We start from the raw sequence: 20,626 nt of genomic DNA, 5'->3' as shown, positions 1-20,626 counted from the left end.
GGCCAGCAAGGCGCCGCACAGCCGGGCCGGGACCAGATTGAGAACGTCGTCCAGCCGCGCCGAGGCCCAGCCGAAGGCCTCGTGCCGCGCGGTGCGGTGGCCGATCATGCTGTCGGCGGTGTTCACCGCCTTGTAGACCAGGATCCCGGGCAGGCCGAGCAGCGCGAACCAGAAGGCTGGCGCGAACACGCCGTCGGAGTAGTTTTCGGCATCACTCTCGATCGCGGCGCGGCATACCCCGGCCATGTCCAGGCTCTGCGGGTCGCGGCCGACGATCATCGACACCGCGCGGCGCCCGCCCTCCAGCCGCTCCAGCTCGCAGGCCGCAGCCACGGCGGCAACATGGTCGTGCAGGCTGCGCTGGGCCAGGAAGATGGCGGCGATCACGATCTCCAGCACCCAGCCGAAGGGCACGTGCAGCAGTACGGACAGGCCCCAGCCGATGCCGCCGGCCAGCAGCACCAGCAGCAGCGTGGCGGCGATGCCCGCGGCACGGCGCCGGATCGGGGCGTCGCCATCATGATTCAGGCGGCGGTCCAGCCAGCCGATCAGCCGGCCGGCCAACGCCACCGGATGCGGCAGCCGCCGCCACAGCCACGGCGGGTCGCCGACCATGGCGTCGAGCAGCAGGGCCGCGGCCAGGATCCAGAGATGATGGGAAACGTCGAGCATGTCCTCACACGGCCCGTCCGCTGGTGCGGGACGGAAAACCCTGCCCCGTCATCGCGAGGCGCGAAGCGCCGTGGCAATCCAGCGGCGCGAAAGCCTGGATTGCCACGCCCCTGCGGGGCTCGCAATGACGATAAAAATGCGGACGGCCAGTTCCGCGCTCAGTGCTTGTCCACCAGCAGCACGACCACCACCACGACCGCCGCGGCGACCAGCGCAGCCAGGCCGATCTTGATCCAGCTCCACGGCCGCTGGCCCTGCACCTCGCCGGTGCGGCCGTTGATCACGAAGCTGTAGGTCTTGCCGCCGTAGCGGAAGCTGTTCAGCCAGACCGGCAGCAGCACGTGCTTGAAGGTCACGGCGTCGTATGCCGTCCGCAGGCTGCTGATGGTCTGCTTGTCGCCGCCGATGTCGGCGCAGACATCGCGGCGGATCACCCCGTCCATCTTCTGCTTCGCCCCCTCGAAGCCGCCGGCGAGGCCGAGCTGGTAGGTCTGGGCGCCGAAGCCGCGCAGATAGCTCGGGTTGTAAGGGGCGAGCTCGCCGAGATCCCAGGGCTCGAGCTTGTCGAGATACCCCTCGGGCAGGGACCGGCTGGCCACCACCGTCACGTCGTCGAAGTCGCGCACCACCTCGCCGCTGCAGCCGGTCCAGCGGGTCTCGACGACGGTGCGGGTCTTGTCGCCTTCGCGAACCGTCCGGCTGTAGTTGATGCCGCGCTGGCCGGCATAGTCGGTGCGAGTCGCGGCGTCGAAGGTCCAGTACGGCACATACATGCCGATGAAGCCGGCATCGGTCTTGGCCAGGCGCTTGACGTCGTTCGGCGCGAACCATAGGCCGGACAGCCAGGATTCGTATTTCGACCGTGCCGCCTTGGCGTCGAAGCCGAAGGACAGCAGCGCGCCGGGCCGCAGATGGGTCAGGGCGCGCGGCTCCAGCACGATCGGCGTGCCGCAGAACGGGCAGCGCGATGCCTGGATCGCGGAATCCAGTTGGAACTCCGCGGCGCAGCGCTTGCACGAGACCACCGACACCGTCTCGGTCGGCGCCGACTGCTCGGCCTCGGCCAGCCCGGTGGCGTAGTCGATCTCCGCAACCGCCGAGGCTAGGGCAGCCTCGATCGGATTCTCATGCCCGCAATAGGGGCATTTCAGCACCCGGGTGCCGGGCGCATATTCGAGCTGCGCGCCGCAGGACGTGCAGGCGAAAGCCAGGTCCGCCATGATCCGGGGTCAGGCCGGCGGCAGCGGCGGCGGCTGGTCGGCGAACAGCGCGGCCAGGCCAGCGACATCGCCGGCCTTGCTCCAGCCCGCCATGCCCTGGGTCCAGACCAGGCTGTCGCGGCTCAGGCGCCCGTCGCGCACCATTCCCTGCAGCTCGGCCGCCGGGAAGGGGCCGGCCTGCTTGCCGTCGACGGCGACATGATAGGCGCCGGGCAAGGGCGGCGGCGCCGAACCGGCGGCGGGGGCCTGCCCGGCCTGCTGCACCGCCCCGCCCATGGCGGAGGCGAGGCCGCCGGCGGTCGCCATGCCAATGCCGATGCCGGCGGCCCCGCCCGGATTCTCGGCCGCGGCCTTGATCGCCTCGGCGGTCTGGAATTGGGTGTAGCGGCCGAGATCGCCGACCACGCCCATGCTGCTGCGGCGGTCCAGCGCCTGCTCGACCTCCTCGGGCAGCGAGACGTTCTCGACCAGCAGCGTCGCGATCTCCAGGCCGTAGGCGTCGAACTCCGGCTGGATCGCGTCGCGGATGACCTGGCCGACCTTGCCGTAGTTGGCCGACAGGTCGAGCACGGGGATGCCCGACGTCGCCACGGCGCCGGCGAAGCTGGTGACGATCAGGTTGCGCAGCTGCTCGGTGATCTCGTCGGTGGTGAAGCGGCCGTCGGTGCCGGCGATCTCGCGGATGAAGGCGGCCGGGTCCTTGACCCGGATGGCATAGGTGCCGAAGGCGCGCAGCCGCACCGGCCCGAATTCCGGGTCGCGCAGCATCACCGGGTTCATCGTGCCCCATTTCAGGTCGGTGAACCGCTTGGTGTTGAGGAAATAGACCTCGGCCTTGAACGGGCTGGCAAAGCCGTATTTCCAGCCCTGCAGTGTCGACAGGATCGGCAGGTTCTTGGTCTCCAGCGTATACATGCCGGGCTGGAAGACGTCGGCCACCTTGCCTTCGTTGACGAAGACCGCGACTTGGCTCTCGCGCACCGTCAGCTGGGCGTTGTACTTGATCTCGTTGTTGTGCCGCTCGAAGCGGTAGACGATGGTGTCCTGAGTATCATCGGTCCATTCGATGATGTCGATGAATTCGCCGGCAATCTTGTCCCACAGGGCCATGGCCAATCTCCGTCGCCGACCCCACGGGTCGGACTCGCACGGACAATACTATCAGCTTGGGACAAAAAAGAGGCGGGCCGGAGCGGATGGCCGAGGTCACGGTGCGGCCGGCGGGGCCGGGCGATCGCGCAGCGCTGCGGGCGGCGCTGGTCGACATGCAGGAGTACGAGCGGGCGCTGCACGATACCCGTCTGCCGGGCAGGGAGACGGCCGGGTCCTATCTCGACTGGCTCGAGGGCCATGCGGCGGAACGCGGCGGCGTGGTGCTGGTGGCGGTGTCGGCCGAAGGCGAGCTCGCCGGCTTCTCCGCCGGCTGGGTGCAGCAGGACGACCTGATCTCCAAGACCGCGGATTCGAACCGCTTCTGCTATGTCTCGGACATCTACACCGCACCGCGCCGGCCTGCGGGGCCATGGCGTCGCCGGCCGGCCGCTGGCGGCGATCGAGGCGCATCTGCGCGGCACCGGCCTGACCCGGATGCGGATCGGCGTGCTGGCCAACAACGACAGCGCCATCCGCGCCTATCGCAAGCACGGCTTCGATCCCTACGAGATGGTGCTGGAGAAGCGGCTGTGACCGCACGGGCGACCGACCTCAGCGCCTTGCCTCGCTGCGCTTGCCTCGCCATACTATTCGACGGCGACGAGGCCGGACCATCCGCTCATGACCGACACCGCTTTCGAGCGTGAAAAATGGGAGGCGGAGCACCGTCTTCGCGAGCGCGAGGTCGCCCTCCAGGAGCGTGACCTTGCCGCGAGGGAGCAGGAGGCTGCCAGCAAGAGCCGGCAAGCCGCCTGGACGAATCCCCTGGTAATCGCCGTGCTTGCGGCTGCACTCGCGGCCGCGGGCAATGCGACGGTCGCGTTGATCAACGGTTCGCTGCAACTCAGGCTCGAAGAGACGAAGGCGGAGGCAGCACGCATCCTGGAGGTGATCAAGACCGGCGATCCCGATAAGGCGGCTGAAAACCTGGACTTCCTGTTGAAGGCGGGTCTGATCGCCGACGAGGCGCGCCGAGCCGACCTCGAGCGCTTCCTGAATCAGCGTCAACCCGGCCAAGGCCCGAGTATCCCGGCCCAGACGGCGGACGCACCGCGGTTCCTGACGATGCAGGAGAGGAATGATCTGCTGGGCGGTCCCGACATCCAGCAGAGCGATGTAGGAAATCCCGTCATTTCGCTGGATGACCCTTGGTATAAGGCTAATCTCGTGACGGTCGATATCCCTCAACTCCGCAACGTTCCGACATTGGGCGGGGGAACGTCGAACGGCCAGATCCGGTTCCATCGCGCGGCGGCACCCGCACTGCAGGCGGTCTTCGCCGAGATCGAGGCGCAAGGCCTGCTGGGTGACATCCGCACGTTCGATGGAGCCTTTGTACCGAGGACGGTGAGAGGGCCGTTGCGACGATTGTCGGCCCACGCTCTCGGGATCGCGATCGACTTGAACTCGTCATGGAACCGCTACGGCCAGCCGCCTGTGGCGGACGGGGCCGAGGGATCGCTCGCTCGCGTGGTGCCGATCTTCGAGCGTCACGGCTTCGCCTGGGGCGGCCGCACCGGTCCCCTCGCTGACCCAGGGCATTTCGAGTTCGCGGACCGCGATGCATTGAAAGGGCCCTAGACTCGCGCGCAAGGGGCCGGGAGTTTGAGGCGAGAGGCTGTCATCGACCAACCCGACCGCTTCACCTCAAACTCGCTCCAGAGCAAATGTCGAGACTAGCCGCCTAACTGCGCGAGTTCGGCTGCGGCGCCCGGGCCGCCGGCGGCGCCAGCTTCACGCCCGGCATGGTGCGGGGCAGGGCGCGTGGGTCGAGCCTGAGGTCGTAGCGCTCGGCCAGCAGGGCGGTGCCCATGATCAGGAGCCCGGTGCCGGACACGACCAGGAACGGCAGGTACCAGGCCAGGTCGGTCAGCACCATGCCCAGCAGCACCACGCCGGCCGCCGTCTCCGGGATGCCGCTGCCGGCGCCGCTGCGGTAGCCGGAGCGGCGCGAGCTGCCCTTCTTCGGCGTGCGCACGAAGCCGCTGCGCCGGCCGATAAAGGCCTCGATCACGCCCACCGAGTTCGACAGCGACAGGCCGGCGTTCAGTGCCATGGTGGCCAGGATGTCCATGGCCGCCTGACCCAGCCGCTCCCGCCGCACGGCGCAGCGGCCGGAGATCAGGAAGGCGACGGTGCCGGAGATGCCGAGCACGGTCGAGACCACGCCCAGCACGGTCAGCGCCACCGGCTGGTCGAAGCCGATGCTCAGGAACATCAGCGTATTGACCATCGCCAGCGCGCCGAGCGGGTAGAACAGGCACTGCAGCAGCTGCAGGGTGACCACGACCTTGGTCTTGCGCGGCAGGGCCGAGCGCCAGATCGTCGGCAGCAGCTTGCAGGCGACCTGGGCGAAGCCCTTGGTCCAGCGGAACTGCTGCACCCGCCAGGCGGCGATGCTCGACGGCAGCTCGCCGGGCACGGTGATGTCGGACAGGTAGCGGGCGCGCCAGCCCTTGAGATGGGCGCGCAGGCTGAGGTCGAGGTCCTCGGTCAGCGTGTCGGCCTTCCAGCCGCCGGCGTCCTCGATCGCGGCGCGGCGCCAGATGCCGCAGGTGCCGTTGAAGGGCAGGGGCAGGCCGGTCATGCTGCGGGCCGGCTGCTCGACCCCGAAATGCGCGTCCAGCATCAGCGTCTGGGCGCGGGTCAGGCGGTTCTCGTCGCCGTTCAGATGCTCCCAGCGGCCCTGCACGAAGGCCAGCTTCTTGTCGTTCTCCAGCACGCCGACGGTGCGGCGCAGGAAGTCCGGCCGCGGGATGAAGTCGGCGTCGAAGACGGCGACATAGGGGTGGTCGGTGACGCCCAGCCCAGCGTGCAGCGCCCCTGCTTTGAAGCCGGTGCGGTCAACCCGGTGCAGCCGGTGGGCGTCGACGCCAGCAGCGCGCAGCTCCTGCACCGCCGCCTCGGCGATCTCGCGGGTCTCGTCGATGCTGTCGTCGAGCAGCTGGATCGTCAGCTTGTCCTGCGGCCAGTCGAGGGCCGCGGCGGCGCCGAGGATGCGGCGCACCACATGCCGCTCGTTGAACACCGGAATCTGGATCAGGACCCTGGGCAGGTCAGCGTCAGGGGTCGGGGCCATCCCCTGATTCGGCAGGCTCTGCCCCTGCGACTGATGCCGCCAGAAGGTGATCGCGAGCCAGAGGAGGTTGCATGACAGGAGGCATAATAGCGTCAGCGCGATGGCCAGTAGACCGTAGACGCTGAATTCGAAGATCTCCAAGGGGGTCAAGATGGCCCGGCCTTTTCTTGCGTATATTCAGAACTCAAAACAGCCGACTCATGTCGTTGTTCCGTCATAGTACCGTATCGGCACCCTTGCGGCATCAAGCGCAGCGGAACGTGGCGTCAGCATGGCAGCCATCGGGCGGCCGGTGAAAACGGCTGCCGGAAGGCCTTGAATCGTCGGACTTGTACGATAGGCTGGGCGCCGGCCGCCGTCCCGGGGCCATGGAGGAAGCCACCATGACCAAACCCGTCGTCCTCGCCCTGGCCGGTCTGATGCCCGGCCCCTTCGCCGAGCTGGAGGCGAATTGCACCGTGCACCGGCTGTGGGAGGCCGAGGACCGCGAGGCGCTGATCAAGCGCGTGGCGCCGGAGGTCCGCGGCATCGTCACCGGCCCTGGCGTCTCGGCGGAGCTGATGGACCGGTTCCCGGCGCTCGAGATCATCGGCAATTTCGGCGTCGGCTACGACAAGGTTGACACCACCCATGCCAAGAAGCGCGGCGTGCGGGTCACCAACACCCCCGGCGTGCTGGATGACGAGGTGGCGGATCTCGGCCTGCTGCTGATGCTGGCGACGGCGCGGCGGCTGTGCGTCGGCGACCGTTTCGTCCGCGCCGGGAAATGGACCCAGGGCGGCCTGCCGCTGGCCCGCAGCCTGCGCGGCAAGCGCCTCGGCGTGGTCGGCATGGGCCGGATCGGCCAGGCGGTGGCGGAGCGGGCGAAGGTGTTCGGCCTGTCGATCGCCTGGCACGGGCCGCGGGCGAAGCCGGAGATCGACTCTCCCTACTATCCGGACCTGGTGGCCCTGGCCCGGGACAGCGACGTGCTGGTGCTGTGCTGCCCGGGCGGCGCCGCCACCCACCACATCGTCAACCGCGCGGTGATCGAGGCGCTAGGCCCCGAGGGCATCCTGGTCAACATCGCCCGCGGCACGGTGGTGGACGAGCCGGAGATGGCCTCGGCCCTGGTCGACGGCCGGCTCGGCGCCGCCGGGCTAGACGTCTTCGAATACGAGCCGAAGGTGCCGGAGGCGCTGTACGGCCTCGACAATGTGGTGCTGCAGCCGCATGTCGGCAGCGCCACGGTCGAGACCCGCAACGCCATGGCCGACCTCGTGGTCCGCAACATCCTGGCCCATTTCGCCGGCCAGCCGCTGCTGACCCCGGTGGTGTGACCCGACGTCACCCCTCCGGCCCCCATTCCCGCGAGACTGGAAATGGGGAAGAATGGCGGAGCCCGCGGATCGGCTCGGCGACGGGAGGGGCTGGTTGGACGACGCGGCGCTGGACCGGATCGAGGCGATCGCGTCGGCCTATCGGAAGCGGCTGCACGAGGCCGTGTTGCAGCCGTGGGGCAGCCGCGCCGCGGCCCTCCACGCCATCGCCCTCTATTTCGAGACCCAGGTTCCCGACCAGGCGGAGATCGGCGTCCATGGCGGATGGGCCGTCTCCGAACGCATCCGCGACCTGTTGCACGCCATCCGCGCCGTGCTGGCCGTCCACCCCGCCGGCGCAGCGCCACCGCTCCTGACCTTTGACACCGCGACCTTCCGGCATGCCAGGGCCGTGCTGGCCCTGGCCGGCGAGGCGCGGCTGCTTCACGAGCTGCGCGAGCTGGCGCTGCTCGGCCAGATCGAGGCCCGGGCCGATCGGGCCGAGCTGACCTTCAGCGATCCCCGCGGCTCGATGCTGGGATCGCTGCTGCATGGGGCGGATGACTATGCCGAGGGCTATGACAGCGCCCGCAAGGTGCCGGTCGAGGAGCTGAGACGGCGATACGAGGCGCTGGCCGGGATCGCCGGGCGGGAGCAGGGCGAGGCGCAGCTGCTGGCCCTGTCGTCCGTGCTCGCGATGCGTCAGGCCCTGCCGAAGCCCAGGCCTCGCGGGCCCCTGGTCTGGGGTCACCCGCGCGACGCGATCGCCGGCATCCTCGCGCCGCAGCAGGCTTATCGGGAAGCGCTGCGCATCGAAATGGACGTCTTCCGCGTCCGCTCGGCGCGGGCCTGGCCGATCCTCGACGCCGATGTCCGGCTGGGGTCGGCCCGCTGGGGCGAGATCACGGCGATGTTCGCCTTTTTGTATGCGCTGTCCATGCACCACCACCGGTTGGGCCGCGCCGCCGCTGAGACGGCAGGCCTCCAGGCCGGCCGCCGATTCCAGATGTTCGTCCCGGCGCTGGAGCCGGTGCTGATGCCGACCCGGCAATACGCGCCGGCGATGGGGGACTATCTGGTCGACACGTCGAGCGCCGCGGTCGTGGCCCTGGCCGCCGACCTGTGCGGGATCGCGCCGGAGGCGGCGGCCGCGATCCTCGACGCCTGCGTGCTGCGCAGCTTGCCGAAAGACAAGCCGGCGCTGCACAACTCCGTCCATTCCGGATTGATCGAGATCGGGCGGGGCCGGCTGCTGCTGGCCCCGACGCTGGGGCTGAACGCGGCGGATCCGGACGTGCTGCTGCGCCTGGCCCAGGCCCTGGACCCGCTACGCTATGACGCCGTCGTCGGCAAGGCGCTGGGCGATGCGCCCGCCCGCTTCGCGGCGGAACTCCTCCGAGACAAACCGGAGCTCAAGGTCGTCATCGACCTGAAGCTGAAACAGAAGTCGGGGCCCCTGACCGACATCGATCTCGGCATCTACGACCTGCGCGACAAGCTGCTGGTGCTGATGGAGTTCAAGAGCTTCTGGCTGCAGGACGCCGAGACCGCCCGGTCGATCGACGAGAGGCTGCAGAAGGCGGCGGGGCAACTGACCCGGATCGTCGACCGCTTGCGGGAGGAGGGCGCCGACGGCATCGGCAGGCTGCTGGGCGTTCCGGTCCCGGAGATGCCGGGCCTATACCCGGTGATCGTGATGCGCCGGCACTACGGCTTCGCCTCGGGCGTGCCCTATCCGGTGCTGCCGCAGCCCGCGCTGCGGCGGCTGCTGCGCCGGTCGGAGGGGCGGATGGCCCGCTTCCGCGACCTGGTCGCCGCGATTGGCCCGAGGGCAGTGCTCACGGCGCATAGCTGGCACCGTGCCGAGATCGATGGGCAGCGCTGGCGGTCGCCGGCCGGAGCGGTGTCGCCTGGGCTGTTCGAGGTGGGATGACGGACGGGAGCCCCGTCCGTCCCACCCGGCGGAACGCCTCAGCGGCCGTTCGCCTTGCGCCAGGCGGCGAAGTCGAGCTTGGTCTGCTCCTCGGTCGCCGGGTAGAGGCCGAGGATCGAGCGGCCCTTCATCACCTCCTCGGTGACGAAATCCTCGAAAGCGGTCATCTCGACCGCCTCGTCGGCGATCTCGTCGGCGATGTTCGCCGGGATGATCACCACGCCCTCGCCGTCGCCGACCACGATGTCGCCGGGGAACACCGGGGCGTCRCCGCAGCCGATCGGCACGTTGATGTCCAGCGCCTGGTGCCGAGTCAGGTTGGTCGGGGCGGCCGGGCGGTTGTGGTAGGCGGGGATGTCGAGCCTAGCGATCTCCGGCGAATCGCGGAAGCCGCCATCGGTGACCACGCCGGCGACGCCGCGCTTCATCAGCCGCGCCACCAGGATCGACCCGGCCGAGGCCGCCCGCGGGTCCTTGCGGCTGTCGATGACGAAGACGGCGCCGGGCGGGCAGTCCTCGACCGCCTTGCGCTGCGGATGGGCGCGGTCCTGGAACACGCTGAGCGGGTTCAGGTCCTCGCGCGCCGGGATGTAGCGCAGGGTGAAGGCCTCGCCGACCATCGGCGCGCCCGACGGGTTCAGCGGGTGCACGTCCTGGATGAACTGGTTGCGCAGGCCGCGCTTGAACAGGGCGGTGGTCAGGGTGGCGGTGCTGACGGTCTTCAGCTTGTCCCGGGTCTCGGGCTTCAATCCGGTCATTCGATCATCCTCGTTCGGAAGGGTCAGCCGCCGACGGCGCCCTGGGTGCCCACATAGAGCGCGTATACGGATTGGCTGGAGGCCATGAACAGGCGGTTGCGCATCTCGCCGCCGAAGCACAGGTTGGCGCAGCGCTCGGGCAGGGCGATCCGGCCGATCGGCTTGCCGTCGGGGTTGAAGATCATCACCCCGTCCAGTTCCTCGTTGCCCATGCCCCAGCCGCACCACAGATTGCCATCGACATCGACACGCAGGCCGTCCGGCGTGCCGGGGCCGGCGTCGATCAGCACCCGCCGGTTGGCGATGCGCCGGTCGCCATCGACGACGTCATAGGCGACGATCAGCCGGTTCGGCGTCGCCCGGGATTCGACGAGGTAGAGGATCGATTCGTCGGGCGAGAAGCACAGGCCGTTCGGCCCCTTGACGTCCTCGGCGACGATGCTGAGTGCCCCGGTCTCCGCGTCGATCCGGTAGACGTTGCCGGGCAGCTCCGGCTCCGCCTTGCGGCCCTCATAGTTGCCGGTTATGCCGAAGGGCGGATCGGTGAACCAGACCGACCCGTCCGACTTCACCACGACGTCGTTCGGGGAGTTCAGCCGCTTGCCGTTGAAGCCGTCGGCCAGCACGGTGATGGAGCCGTCATATTCGGTGCGGGTGACGCGGCGCCCCAGATGCTCGCAGGTCACCAGCCGCCCCTGACGGTCCCGCGTGTTGCCATTGGCGTTGTTGGACGGCCTGCGGAAGGCACTGACCGCCCCGGTCTCCTCATCCCATCTCAGGATCCGGTTGTTCGGGATGTCGCTCCACAGCAGGGCGCGGTGGTCGCCGAACCAGACCGGCCCCTCGGCCCAGCGGCAGCCGGTGGCGATGCGCTCTACCGCGGCGCTGAAGATCCGGTACGGCGCGAAGCTGGGGGCCAGCACCTGCACCGCCGGGTCGGGATACCGGGGCGAGGGCGCCCAGCCACCCCGGATCTCATCCTGTCCGTTCATCGCCGGTCCCTTCAGAAGATGTCCGGCTCGGCCACCGGGGCGCCGAAGCCGGTCTCGAGGAAATCGAAGTCGCAGCCCTCATGCGCCTGGCGGATGTGGCGGTTGAACATCCAGCCATAGCCGCGCTCGTAGCGGGGCTGCGGCGGCGTCAGCTCGGCCCGGCGGCGCGCCAGATCTTCGTCCGAAACCTCCACGTCGATGCGACGGGCGACGACATCAAGGGTGACGATATCGCCGGTGCGCAGCAGCGCCAGCGGGCCGCCGACATAGGATTCGGGCGAGACATGCAGGATGCAGGCGCCATAGCTGGTGCCGCTCATCCGCGCGTCGGAGATGCGGACCATGTCGCGGATGCCCTGCTTCACCAGCTTCTTCGGGATCGGCAGCATGCCCCATTCCGGCATGCCCGGCCCGCCCTGAGGGCCGACATTCCGCAGCACCAGCACATGGTCCGGCGTGACGTCGAGGTCGTCGCTGTCGATCACCGCCTTCATCGCCGGGTAGTCGTCGAACACCAGGGCCGGGCCGCTGTGCTTCAGGAAGCGCGGCTCGCAGGCGCTGGGCTTGATGACGCAGCCATCCGGCGCCAGGTTGCCGCGCAGCACCGCCAGCGCGCCCTCGGCATAGAGCGGGTTGTCGAGCGGCCGGATCACGTCCTCGTTGTAGATCTCGGCGCCGGCGATGTTCTCGCCCACGGTCCGGCCGCTGACGGTCAGCGCGTCGAGATCCAGGTGGTCGCGCAGCCGGGTCATCAGCCCCGGCAGGCCGCCGGCGTAGAAGAAGTCCTCCATCAGGTACTGGTCGCCGCTGGGGCGGACATTGGCGATCACCGGCACCGTCCGGCTGGCGGCGTCGAAATCGTCCAGGCCGACGTCGTGGCCGGCGCGCCGCGCCATGGCGACGAGATGGATGATGGCATTGGTCGAGCAGCCCATCGCCATCGCCACCACGATCGCGTTCTCGAAGGCGGCGCGGGTCTGGATCCGGGCCGGGACCAGGTCCTCCCACACCATCTCGACGATGCGGCGACCGCAGGTCGAGGCCATGCGGATGTGGCCGGCATCGGCAGCCGGGATCGAGGAGGCGCCGGGCATGGTCATGCCGATCGCCTCGGTGATCGCGGTCATGGTGCTGGCCGTGCCCATGGTCATGCAGTGGCCGTAGCTGCGGGCGATGCCGCCCTCGATATCGATCCAATCCTGGTCGCTGATGTTGCCGGCCCGGCGCTCGTCCCAGAACTTCCAGGCGTCTGAGCCGGAGCCGAGCACCTTGCCCTTCCAGTTGCCGCGCAGCATCGGGCCGGCCGGCATGAAGATCATCGGCAGGCCGGCGCTGGTGGCGCCCATCAGCAGGCCCGGCGTGGTCTTGTCGCAACCGCCCATCAGCACCACGCCGTCGACGGGATGGGAGCGCAGCAGCTCCTCCGCCTCCATCGCCAGCATGTTGCGGTACAGCATGGTGGTCGGCTTGACGAAGCTCTCCGACAGCGACAGCGCCGGCAGCTCCATCGGGAAACCGCCCGCCTGCAGCACGCCGCGCTTCACATCCTCGACCCGCGTCTTGAAATGGGCGTGGCAGGGGTTGGCGTCGGACCAGGTGTTGAGAATCGCGATCACCGGCTTGCCGGCCCACTCCTCCGGCGCAAAGCCCATTTGCATGGCGCGAGAGCGATGGCCGAAGGAGCGCAGGTCATCGGGCGCGAACCAGCGGGCGCTGCGGAGGGTGTCGGGCGTCTTGCGGGGCGTATCGGTCATGGCTCGCTGCCGTCTGATGATCGGTGGCTGGGGCAGGATGGACTCGGATCGTCGCAACACTAATGCATTAGTGCACCGGCATCCAGGCGGGTATGATCATCGTCGGCAGAGACGCGAACGAGGATCCTCCGCAGCATGACCGTGGCTATCCCGCTCGACCGCGCCCGGCAGGCGGCGCCGCAGGTCTATGAGCGGCTGCGCGGGCAGATCATCGCGCTGGCCCTGGCGCCGGGCTCGGTGCTGGCGCGCAACGAGTTGATGGCCCAGTTCGGGGTCAGCCAGACGCCGATCCGCGACGCCCTGCTGCGACTGGCGGAGGAGGGGTTGGTCGACATCTTCCCGCAGCACGCCACCGTGGTCAGCCCGATCGACCTGCCGGCGGCGCGGCAGGCGCATTTCCTGCGCCGGTCAGTGGAGCTCGAGGTGGTGCGCAGCCTGGCGCAGCGCGAGGACCGGTCCTTCGTGCCGCGGCTGCAGGCGCTGATCGCCCGCCAGCGCGGCATGCTCGACGCCCAGGATTTCGAGGCCTTCGCCGAGACCGACCAGTCGCTTCACCGCCAGCTGTGCGAGGCGGCGGAGGTGCCGGACCTGTGGGCGCTGATCCGCAGCCGCGGCGGCCATCTCGACCGGCTGCGGCGGCTGCACCTGCCGGCGCCGGGCAAGGCCCAGTCGATCCTGGACGACCACACCTGCATTCTTGATGCGATCGCCGCGGGCGACGCCGATCGGGCGCAGGAGGTGCTGCGCCAGCACCTGTCCGGAACGCTGGCACAAGTCGACGAGATCCGCACCAAGTTCCCCGACTATGTGAGGGGGTAGCCTGGCTCTGCTTATACCAGTGGCCGGAAATATTAACCCATCATGGCGAGCCCCGCAGGGGCGTGGCCATCCAGTGGCACCGCCCTCTGGATGGCCACGTCGCTTCGCTCCTCGCCATGACGGGGAAGGGCCGGAGAGTCTATCTCGCGACCGCTGATATTAGCCCGGAACCCGCTGCTCCTGCCACCAGACATAGGCGCCGGCGGCGACGATGACGGCGCAGCCCAGCAGCGGGCGCGCGCCGATCACGTCGCCGAACACCAGCCAGCCGAAGGCCAGTCCGTAGATCAACTGGCTGTACTGGAACGGCGCCAGGGTGGAGGCGGGCGCTTGGCCGAAGGCCGCGATCAGCAGGGTGTGCGACAGCAGGCCCAGGAGCCCCATGGCCAGCATAAGGCCCCAGCCGGTCGCGTCCGGCGGCGTCCAGACGAAAGGCTGCGCCAAGCTCAGTAGCACCGTCCCGACCAGCGCGGTGATGAACAGGGTGGTGCGGGGATCCTCGCCCTCCAGCCGCCGCGTGGCGACCAGGCCGACGGCCCAGAACAACGCCGCCCCGAAGGCGACCAGGCCGCCGAGGATGCCGACGCCATCACCGCTGGGCCAGACGATGATCAGCATCCCGATGAAGCCGGCCACCACCGCGGCCCAGCGATGCGGCCCGACATGCTCGCCCAGGAACAGCACCGACAGCACGATCACCAGCAGCGGTGCGATGAAGTTGATCGCGAACAGGTCGGCCAGCGGCATCAGGCTGAAGCCGAGGATGGCGAGCATGGCCGAGGCCAGCAGCGCCAAAGCGCGCGCCAGCTGCAGCGCCGGCCGGGTGGTCGCCGCCATCCGTCGGAAACTGGCAGGGCCTGCGATCAGCAGCATCGGCAGCGCATGGAAAGTGTAGCGCGCCCAGGTCACCTGGACCGGGTCGTAGCTGTCGGTCAGCACCTTGGACACGGTGTCCATGGTGGTGAAGCTGCCCATCGCCGCCAGCATGAGCAGCATGCCGGCGGCGGGGGCGGCCGCGGTCCGCGGCAGGGCGGTCATGGCCTGCGGGGGGTCAGGGCGTCTGCACGCCCCGCGTGTTCAGGTAGACCGAGCGCAGCGAGGTCGTGGCGCAGATGAACAGGCGGTTCTTCTTGACGCCGCCGAAGCAGACATTGGCCACCACCTCCGGCACCTTGATCTTGCCGATCAGCGCGCCGTCCGGGGCGTAGCAATGCACGCCGTCGGCGGCGCTGGTCCAGATGTTGCCGTGATGGTCCAGGCGGAAGCCGTCGAACAGACCGGCGGTGCAGTCGGCGAAGACCTCGCCGCCGGCCAGGGTGCCGTCGTCGCGCACCTGGAAGCGGCGGATGTGCTTCGGCCCGTCGGGATCGTGGCTGGCGCCGGTGTCGGCGACGTAGAGCAGCTTCTCGTCCGGCGAGAAGGCGATGCCGTTCGGCTTGACGAAATCGGTGGCGATGGCCTTCAGCGCCCCCGACTTCGGATCGAAGCGATAGACGTGGCAGCCATCCTGCTCGGGCTCGGACTGGTGGCCCTCGTATTCCGACAGGATGCCGTAGGACGGATCGGTGAACCACACGGTGTCGTCCGACTTCACCACCACGTCGTTCGGCGAGTTCAGGCGCTTGCCGTTGTGGCTGTCGGCCAGGACGGTGACGCGGCCGTCATATTCGGTGCGGCTGACCCGGCGGCCACCATGCTCGCAGGACACCAGGCGCCCCTGCCGGTCCCGGGTGTGGCCGTTGGTGTAGTTCGACGGGTTGCGGTAGACGCTGACGCTGCCGTCGGTCTCGTCCCAGCGCATGATCCGGTTGTTCGGAATGTCGCTCCACAGCAGGTAGCGCCCGTCGCCGAACCAGACCGGCCCTTCCGACCAGCGCAGCCCGATGTCGCTGGCCAGCACGTCGATATGGACATTGCCCATGACATAGCCCGCGAAGCGCTTGTCCAGCACCTCGAAACAGGGGTCGAGCATCCGGGTTTCCTCCCTTGGCCCGGGCCTGGCCCGGACGGTCCTATTGATCGGACATAACTGGCCGGAGTGTTGCGCCCGGCGAGAGGGCCGTCAACGATTCGGCGGATGAAAATCGGTCAGGCCGCCGACCGGCCGCCGCGCCCGTACAGCACCAGCATCAGGATGATCACGAGGCCGTAGATGATCTGCCGCCCGGCCTCCGGCATCTGCATCACCGACAGCACGCTCTGCAGCAGCACGATCAGGATGGTGCCGACCACGGTGCCGGCGTAGCGGCCCTGGCCGCCCAGGATGTTGGTGCCGCCAATCACCACCGCGGCGATGGCGGGCAGCAGGTAGGGGTCGCCCATCGCCTGATAGGCCTTGCTGGAATAGCCGGAGAGGAGGATGCCGGCCAAGGCCGAGCACAGCCCGCACAGGGTGAAGGCGCCAAGGATGACCAGCCGGGTGTTGACGCCGGACAGGTAGGCCGCGGATTCGCGGTTGCCGATGGCGTAGATGTAGCGGCCCATCGGCGTGCGGGTCAGCAGGAAGACGATGCCGAGCGACAGCAGGGCCCAGACGAACACCGCCATCGGGATTCCCAGCACCTCGGTCTTGGCCAGGAACTGCATCGGCGGCGTGGCCATGGTGGTCGGCGAGAAACCGCCGGTCAGCATCACCATCAGCCCGCGCAGCACGGTGTTGACGCCGAGGGTGAAGATCATCGACGGCACGCGCAGGAAGGCAACCCCTAGTCCGTTGAACAGCCCGACCAGGGCACCGATGGCGAGGCCGACCGGGATCGCCTCGGGCCCGCCGATCGCGGTCGCCAGCATGGCCGAGGCGGCGACGGTCCAGGGCACCGACAGGTCGATATGCCCCATGAGGATCACCAGCATCATCCCGGCGGCGACGACCCCGAGGAAGGAGGCGACCTTTAGCTGCTGCAGCAGATAGGTCGGCGACAGGAAGGTGGCGGTGCCCTGGGTGACCGCGGTGTAGGCGGTGCCCGCCGCCAGGATCAGGATGACGAAGCCGCAGGCCACCAGGATCGGCCGGTCGATGGAACGGAGATAGGCTTGCATGATCCTCGGCTACCCGAACAGCTGCAGGCGGTTCTTGACCGTGAACACCCGGGCGGCGCCCAGCGAGACCGCGGCCAGCAGGATGATGCCCTCGGACAGCGGCTGCAGCAGCGGGTTGGCCAGGAAGCCGACGATGCTGTCCTCCGGCACCACGCGGAAGCAGAAGGAGATGGCGCGCAGCACCATCACGCCGATGATCGAGGCGACCGCCCCGCCCGACCCGCCGAACAGCGAGGTGCCTCCGATCACCACCGCGGCGATCGAGTTGAGGGTGTAGCCGCCGGCCATCGGCATGTCGGCATTGCCGCTGCCGGTCTGCAGTGCCAGATAGATCCCGGCGATCGCGGCGAACAGCCCGGCCAGGGTGAAGGCCGCCAGCTTCGATCGGTCGATGGCGACGCCGGACATGAAGGCCGCCTGCTCCGACGAGCCGATGGCGTAGCAGCCGCGCCCGGTCACCGAGTTCTTGAACGGCAGCCAGACCAGCAGCACCACCAGCACGATCAGGATCGCCGGCACCGGGATGGACTGGATCGCCTGGAACCAGCCCGGCAGGTCGCCGCCCCACCAGCCATAGGTGTCGGCCACGTCGAACAGCGTGTTGGTGGCCGCCCAAGACAGGTCGCTGTCCACCGCACCGCCGGGGGTCGGGCGCAGGAACAGGGCAATGCCGATCAGCACCGCCCCGGTCGCCAGCGTCGCGATGATCGGCTGGATCCGGCCATAGACGACCAGGGCGCCGTTGACGAAGCCGGCCAGCAGCCCGGCGCAGAGGCACAGCACGATGCCGAAAACCAACTCCCAGCCGGTGCCGGTCAGCAGATGCGAGGCCAGGCAGTTCACCATCGTCATCAGCGGGCCGACGGACAGGTCGAGCCCGCCCAGCAGCACCGGCACGGTCTGCGCCATCGCCACCAGGGCCAGGGTGAAGGTCTCGTTGGCGTTCTGGACGATCAGGTCGGCGCTGCCGCCGCGCGGATGCTGGTAGGAGTAGAGGCCGTAGAACAGCACGAACAAGGCGATGGCGATCAGCAGGCCGCCCTGGCGCGAGAGGCGATGGAGCAAGGGGATCATGCCGGCACCGCCTCCGCCGCCTGGCCGTTGGTCTCGAGGTTGAGCGCGCTGGCCACGATGTTGGTTTCGGTGATGGCGTCGCCCTCCAGCGTCCGGATCACTCGCCCGCCATACAGGATCAGCACCCGGTCGCAGCAACCGATCAGCTCATCATAATCGGTCGAATAGAACAGGATCGAGGTGCCGGCGGCCGCCAGGTCGTGCAGCAGTTGATAGATCTCCTGCTTGGTGCCGACATCGATGCCGCGGGTCGGGTCGTTCAGCAGGACGATGCGGGCCTCGGTCAGCAGCCATTTGGCGATCGCCACCTTCTGCTGGTTGCCGCCGGACAGGGTGCCGACCGCGGCGTCGGCGGAGCCGATCTTGATCCGCAGCGCCTCGACCATGCGGGCGATGCTGTCGCTCTCGCGCTTGCGGTCGATGACGCCGCCCCGGGTCATGCTGCCCAGCGCCGCCAGGGTAATGTTCTCGCCCACCGTCATCGGCAGCAGCAGGCCTTCGGTCTTGCGGTCCTCCGGGATCAGCGCCATGCCGATGCCGGCGCTCTTGGCCTTGCTCGGGCTGCCGATCCGCACCGGCCGGCCGTCGACCAGCACGCTGCCCTCGACCCCGCGCAGCACGCCGAACAGCGCCAGCAGCAGTTCGCGCTGACCCTGGCCGTCCAGACCGCCGAGGCCGACGATCTCGCCGCGGCCGACTTTCAGCGAGATGTCCGTCAGGCGTTGGCCCCAGCGCAGGCCGCGGGTCTCCAGCACCGCGGGCGGCGCCTCGGTCCGGACCGGCTTGGGCGGATAGGCGTTGTGGATCTCGCGGCCGATCAGCATCCGCACCACCTCGTCGTCGCTGCGCGCCCTGGCCGGGAAGGTGTCGATGTGCCGGCCGTTGCGGAACACCGAGCAGGTGTCGCACAGCGCCTTGATCTCCGGCATGCGGTGGGAAATGTAGAGGATCCCCAGGCCGTCGCGGCGCAGCTGGTGCAGCAGGGAATAGACCTTCTCCACATCCGCCGCGGTCAGGGCCGAGGTCGCCTCGTCGAGGATCAGGAGGCGCGGGTCGCGCCCCAGCGCCTTGGCGATCTCGACCATCTGCCGGCGCGACAGCGGCAGCGCCTTGACCGGCAGCCGCGGGTCGATGTCGGCGCAGCCGATCCGCGCCAGCAGTTCCTCCGCCCGCCGCCGCTGGGCCCGGTGGTCGATCAGGCCGAGGCGCCGGGGCGGCCGGGTGATGCAGATGTTGTCGGCGACCGACAGGTCCGGCACCAGCGACAGCTCCTGGAACACGCAGACCACGCCGGCCGCGTTCGCCGCCTGCGGCGAGGCGAAGCTGGCCGGCCGCTCGTCGATCAAGAGCTCGCCGGCGCTGGGCTGCACCACCCCGGCGATGATCTTGATCAGCGTGCTCTTGCCGGCACCGTTCTCGCCGAGAACTCCGTGGATCGACCCGGCGCGGGCCGAGAACTCCACCTCGCGCAGCGCGTGCACGCCGCCGTAATGCTTGCTGACCCCGGTCAGCCGCACCAGCGGCGGCGTGTCCGCAGCGACGGTCATTGCCGACGCCACAGCGCTTACTTGTTCTCGGCGCTCTGGGCCATGATCTGCGGCGCCGTGAAGGTGATGCCGCAGGGTTCGAACGCGTTCGGCGCGAAGAAGTCGACCGTCAGGTTCGACCAGTAGTTCTCACCATCCTTCAGCGTCTTGTAATCCGCCACCGGGATCGGGATCGACACCATCTGCGGCATCGTCTCGCCCTTCAGCGCGGCGATCGCCGCCTTCATCGCGATCGCGACCAGGGCAGGGGACTGGCCATAGGACAGACCCTTCAGCCCCTGGTCCTGGTACTGCATGATCTGCTGCCGGAACAGGTTCTCGCCCTCGCCGGCCATCGGCACGAAGGGATGCTTGGCGTCGATCAGCGCCTGCACCGTGCCGTTCGACCCGCCCTGGGTGAAGATGCCGTCGAAATGGCCATGCACGGCCAGCGCGTCGGCCGTGGCCTTCTGCGAATCGCCCGGCGCCCAGTTGCCGACGACCTCGACGATCTCGAAGGGCTTGGCCGCGTCCTTCATTGTCTTCTGGAAGCCCTCATGCCGGTCGCGGTCGACCGAGTTGCCGGGCAGGCCGCGCACCTCCAGGATCTTGCCGCCATTGGGGATGTGCTCCATCAGGAACTTGGCCGACATCACCCCCATTTCCCATTGGTCCTCGTTGATCTCCATCACCTCCTTGGTGTCGAGGACGTTGTCGAACGGGACCAGCACGACGTTCTTGCGGTTGGCCAGCTTGATCACTCGGTCGAAGCCGGTCGGGCTGACCGCGATGGTGACGATGGCGTCGAAGCCCTGGTTGATGAAGTCCTCGATCGTGCCCAGCTGCGCTGCCGCGTCGGTGCCGGTGGAGACGACCTTGAACTCCTTGATGTCCTTGGCGACGTCCGGCAGGGCGGCATAGGCCTTGGCGGTCTGGATCATCTGGATGCGCCAGATGTTGCCGACGAAGCCGTTGACCAGGGCGATGCGGAACGGCCCCTGGTGGGCGTCCCATTTGAAGTACTTGGTGTCCTTGGCCCAGGGTGCGAAGCAACCGGGCAGGTAGCCCGGCCCGTCCACCGTCTTCGGCGCCGCGACAGCAGGCGCGGTGAGGGCGGTGGTGGACAGAATGACAGCCGCAGCGACCGCGGCAAAACGGTTCAACAGCATAGGGTCCTCCCTGATGGGTCTGTGCCCGCGAACGATTCAAACTCGTCCGACATTTCTTTCAGGAATGATGTTGCGCTGAATTCCCATCCATCGTCAATCATCAGACGGATGCACCGGTATCGTCTCAGCCCGGTGTCGTTC

18 protein-coding genes are annotated in these 20,626 nt (G+C 68.8%); 5 read left to right on the top strand and 13 right to left on the bottom strand.

The features are described 5' to 3' along the window. From cbiB to AB4Z01_RS26300, 3 genes are all read right to left on the bottom strand, one after another. A partial coding sequence (gene cbiB, locus AB4Z01_RS26310) for an adenosylcobinamide-phosphate synthase CbiB (RefSeq protein WP_441698824.1) occupies positions 1-672 on the bottom strand: 672 nt, incomplete at its 3' end. 158 nt (positions 673-830) lie between these two features. After that, positions 831-1,892: a hypothetical protein gene (locus AB4Z01_RS26305; RefSeq protein ID WP_441698823.1), complete on the bottom strand. Its 1,062-nt coding sequence runs from the start codon at positions 1,890-1,892 to the stop codon at positions 831-833. Between the two features lie 9 nt (positions 1,893-1,901). Continuing rightward, a complete protein-coding gene (locus AB4Z01_RS26300; RefSeq protein ID WP_441698822.1) occupies positions 1,902-3,002 on the bottom strand; it encodes an SPFH domain-containing protein in 1,101 nt (366 codons plus the stop codon). A gap of 369 nt (positions 3,003-3,371) precedes the next feature. On the opposite strand from AB4Z01_RS26300, the gene AB4Z01_RS26295 reads away from it, so the two are divergent. Beyond that, entirely contained in the window at positions 3,372-3,578 is a 207-nt protein-coding gene (locus AB4Z01_RS26295; RefSeq protein WP_441698821.1) for a GNAT family N-acetyltransferase, read from the top strand. Positions 3,579-3,665: 87 nt separating this feature from the next. Then, positions 3,666-4,625 (top strand): M15 family metallopeptidase, encoded by a 960-nt coding sequence (locus tag AB4Z01_RS26290; RefSeq protein WP_441698820.1) that lies wholly within the window; start codon positions 3,666-3,668, stop codon positions 4,623-4,625. A 103-nt stretch (positions 4,626-4,728) separates the two neighbouring features. Here the strand turns inward: AB4Z01_RS26290 and AB4Z01_RS26285 are convergent, their stop codons facing one another. Beyond that, positions 4,729-6,123, bottom strand: a complete 1,395-nt coding sequence (locus AB4Z01_RS26285) for a glycosyltransferase (RefSeq protein WP_441698819.1) — start codon at positions 6,121-6,123, stop codon at positions 4,729-4,731. 383 nt (positions 6,124-6,506) lie between these two features. On the opposite strand from AB4Z01_RS26285, the gene AB4Z01_RS26280 reads away from it, so the two are divergent. Together AB4Z01_RS26280 and AB4Z01_RS26275 are read left to right on the top strand one after the other, a co-directional pair. Next, positions 6,507-7,442, top strand: a complete 936-nt coding sequence (locus AB4Z01_RS26280) for a 2-hydroxyacid dehydrogenase (protein WP_441698818.1) — start codon at positions 6,507-6,509, stop codon at positions 7,440-7,442. A 52-nt stretch (positions 7,443-7,494) separates the two neighbouring features. Continuing rightward, positions 7,495-9,354 (top strand): hypothetical protein, encoded by a 1,860-nt coding sequence (locus AB4Z01_RS26275; RefSeq protein ID WP_441698817.1) that lies wholly within the window; start codon positions 7,495-7,497, stop codon positions 9,352-9,354. A gap of 38 nt (positions 9,355-9,392) precedes the next feature. Here the strand turns inward: AB4Z01_RS26275 and AB4Z01_RS26270 are convergent, their stop codons facing one another. Genes AB4Z01_RS26270 through araD form a run of 3 tightly spaced genes read right to left on the bottom strand, consistent with a single transcriptional unit; the run spans position 9,393 to position 12,858 of the window. Next, positions 9,393-10,112: a ribonuclease activity regulator RraA gene (locus tag AB4Z01_RS26270; RefSeq protein WP_441698816.1), complete on the bottom strand. Its 720-nt coding sequence runs from the start codon at positions 10,110-10,112 to the stop codon at positions 9,393-9,395. 23 nt (positions 10,113-10,135) lie between these two features. Next, a complete protein-coding gene (locus AB4Z01_RS26265) occupies positions 10,136-11,104 on the bottom strand; it encodes an SMP-30/gluconolactonase/LRE family protein (protein ID WP_441698815.1) in 969 nt (322 codons plus the stop codon). Positions 11,105-11,115: 11 nt separating this feature from the next. After that, a complete protein-coding gene (araD, locus tag AB4Z01_RS26260) occupies positions 11,116-12,858 on the bottom strand; it encodes an L-arabinonate dehydratase (protein WP_441698814.1) in 1,743 nt (580 codons plus the stop codon). A 135-nt stretch (positions 12,859-12,993) separates the two neighbouring features. Here araD and AB4Z01_RS26255 point away from each other — a divergent pair, with 135 nt between their 5' ends. After that, the gene (locus AB4Z01_RS26255) at positions 12,994-13,677 is read left to right on the top strand and encodes a GntR family transcriptional regulator (protein WP_441698813.1); all 684 of its coding nucleotides are present in this window, start codon (positions 12,994-12,996) and stop codon (positions 13,675-13,677) included. 159 nt (positions 13,678-13,836) lie between these two features. Here the strand turns inward: AB4Z01_RS26255 and AB4Z01_RS26250 are convergent, their stop codons facing one another. The 6 genes from AB4Z01_RS26250 to AB4Z01_RS26225 form a co-directional block, all read right to left on the bottom strand. Further along, positions 13,837-14,715: a DMT family transporter gene (locus tag AB4Z01_RS26250; protein ID WP_441698812.1), complete on the bottom strand. Its 879-nt coding sequence runs from the start codon at positions 14,713-14,715 to the stop codon at positions 13,837-13,839. 13 nt (positions 14,716-14,728) lie between these two features. Continuing rightward, complete coding sequence (locus tag AB4Z01_RS26245) at positions 14,729-15,649, bottom strand: SMP-30/gluconolactonase/LRE family protein (RefSeq protein WP_441698811.1); 921 nt, start codon at positions 15,647-15,649, stop codon at positions 14,729-14,731. A 116-nt stretch (positions 15,650-15,765) separates the two neighbouring features. Beyond that, complete coding sequence (locus tag AB4Z01_RS26240; RefSeq protein ID WP_441698810.1) at positions 15,766-16,716, bottom strand: ABC transporter permease; 951 nt, start codon at positions 16,714-16,716, stop codon at positions 15,766-15,768. A gap of 9 nt (positions 16,717-16,725) precedes the next feature. After that, a complete protein-coding gene (locus AB4Z01_RS26235) occupies positions 16,726-17,790 on the bottom strand; it encodes an ABC transporter permease (RefSeq protein WP_441698809.1) in 1,065 nt (354 codons plus the stop codon). Then, the gene (locus tag AB4Z01_RS26230; RefSeq protein ID WP_441698808.1) at positions 17,787-19,337 is read right to left on the bottom strand and encodes a sugar ABC transporter ATP-binding protein; all 1,551 of its coding nucleotides are present in this window, start codon (positions 19,335-19,337) and stop codon (positions 17,787-17,789) included. The genes AB4Z01_RS26235 and AB4Z01_RS26230 overlap by 4 nt, the downstream gene beginning before the upstream one ends. Before the next feature lie 17 nt (positions 19,338-19,354). After that, positions 19,355-20,485, bottom strand: coding sequence for a sugar ABC transporter substrate-binding protein (locus AB4Z01_RS26225; RefSeq protein WP_441698807.1), 1,131 nt, complete (start codon positions 20,483-20,485; stop codon positions 19,355-19,357). Positions 20,486-20,626 lie beyond the last annotated feature (141 nt).

This window comes from Inquilinus sp. YAF38, assembly GCF_052113205.1.
Taxonomy (GTDB): domain Bacteria; phylum Pseudomonadota; class Alphaproteobacteria; order DSM-16000; family Inquilinaceae; genus Inquilinus.
The sequence above is the reverse complement of the archived record's forward strand: the minus strand, read 5'-3'. Positions and strand labels throughout refer to the sequence as shown.

Coding starts and splice junctions, on each gene's coding strand:
- AB4Z01_RS26305 (WP_441698823.1), bottom strand. CDS start 1,892: ATGGCGGACCTGGCTTTCGCCTGCACGTCCTGCGGCGCGCAGCTCGAA.
- AB4Z01_RS26300 (WP_441698822.1), bottom strand. CDS start 3,002: ATGGCCCTGTGGGACAAGATTGCCGGCGAATTCATCGACATCATCGAA.
- AB4Z01_RS26295 (WP_441698821.1), top strand. CDS start 3,372: ATGTCTCGGACATCTACACCGCACCGCGCCGGCCTGCGGGGCCATGGC.
- AB4Z01_RS26290 (WP_441698820.1), top strand. CDS start 3,666: ATGACCGACACCGCTTTCGAGCGTGAAAAATGGGAGGCGGAGCACCGT.
- AB4Z01_RS26285 (WP_441698819.1), bottom strand. CDS start 6,123: ATGGCCCCGACCCCTGACGCTGACCTGCCCAGGGTCCTGATCCAGATT.
- AB4Z01_RS26280 (WP_441698818.1), top strand. CDS start 6,507: ATGACCAAACCCGTCGTCCTCGCCCTGGCCGGTCTGATGCCCGGCCCC.
- AB4Z01_RS26275 (WP_441698817.1), top strand. CDS start 7,495: ATGGCGGAGCCCGCGGATCGGCTCGGCGACGGGAGGGGCTGGTTGGAC.
- AB4Z01_RS26265 (WP_441698815.1), bottom strand. CDS start 11,104: ATGAACGGACAGGATGAGATCCGGGGTGGCTGGGCGCCCTCGCCCCGG.
- araD (WP_441698814.1), bottom strand. CDS start 12,858: ATGACCGATACGCCCCGCAAGACGCCCGACACCCTCCGCAGCGCCCGC.
- AB4Z01_RS26255 (WP_441698813.1), top strand. CDS start 12,994: ATGACCGTGGCTATCCCGCTCGACCGCGCCCGGCAGGCGGCGCCGCAG.
- AB4Z01_RS26250 (WP_441698812.1), bottom strand. CDS start 14,715: ATGACCGCCCTGCCGCGGACCGCGGCCGCCCCCGCCGCCGGCATGCTG.
- AB4Z01_RS26245 (WP_441698811.1), bottom strand. CDS start 15,649: ATGCTCGACCCCTGTTTCGAGGTGCTGGACAAGCGCTTCGCGGGCTAT.
- AB4Z01_RS26240 (WP_441698810.1), bottom strand. CDS start 16,716: ATGCAAGCCTATCTCCGTTCCATCGACCGGCCGATCCTGGTGGCCTGC.
- AB4Z01_RS26235 (WP_441698809.1), bottom strand. CDS start 17,790: ATGATCCCCTTGCTCCATCGCCTCTCGCGCCAGGGCGGCCTGCTGATC.
- AB4Z01_RS26230 (WP_441698808.1), bottom strand. CDS start 19,337: ATGACCGTCGCTGCGGACACGCCGCCGCTGGTGCGGCTGACCGGGGTC.
- AB4Z01_RS26225 (WP_441698807.1), bottom strand. CDS start 20,485: ATGCTGTTGAACCGTTTTGCCGCGGTCGCTGCGGCTGTCATTCTGTCC.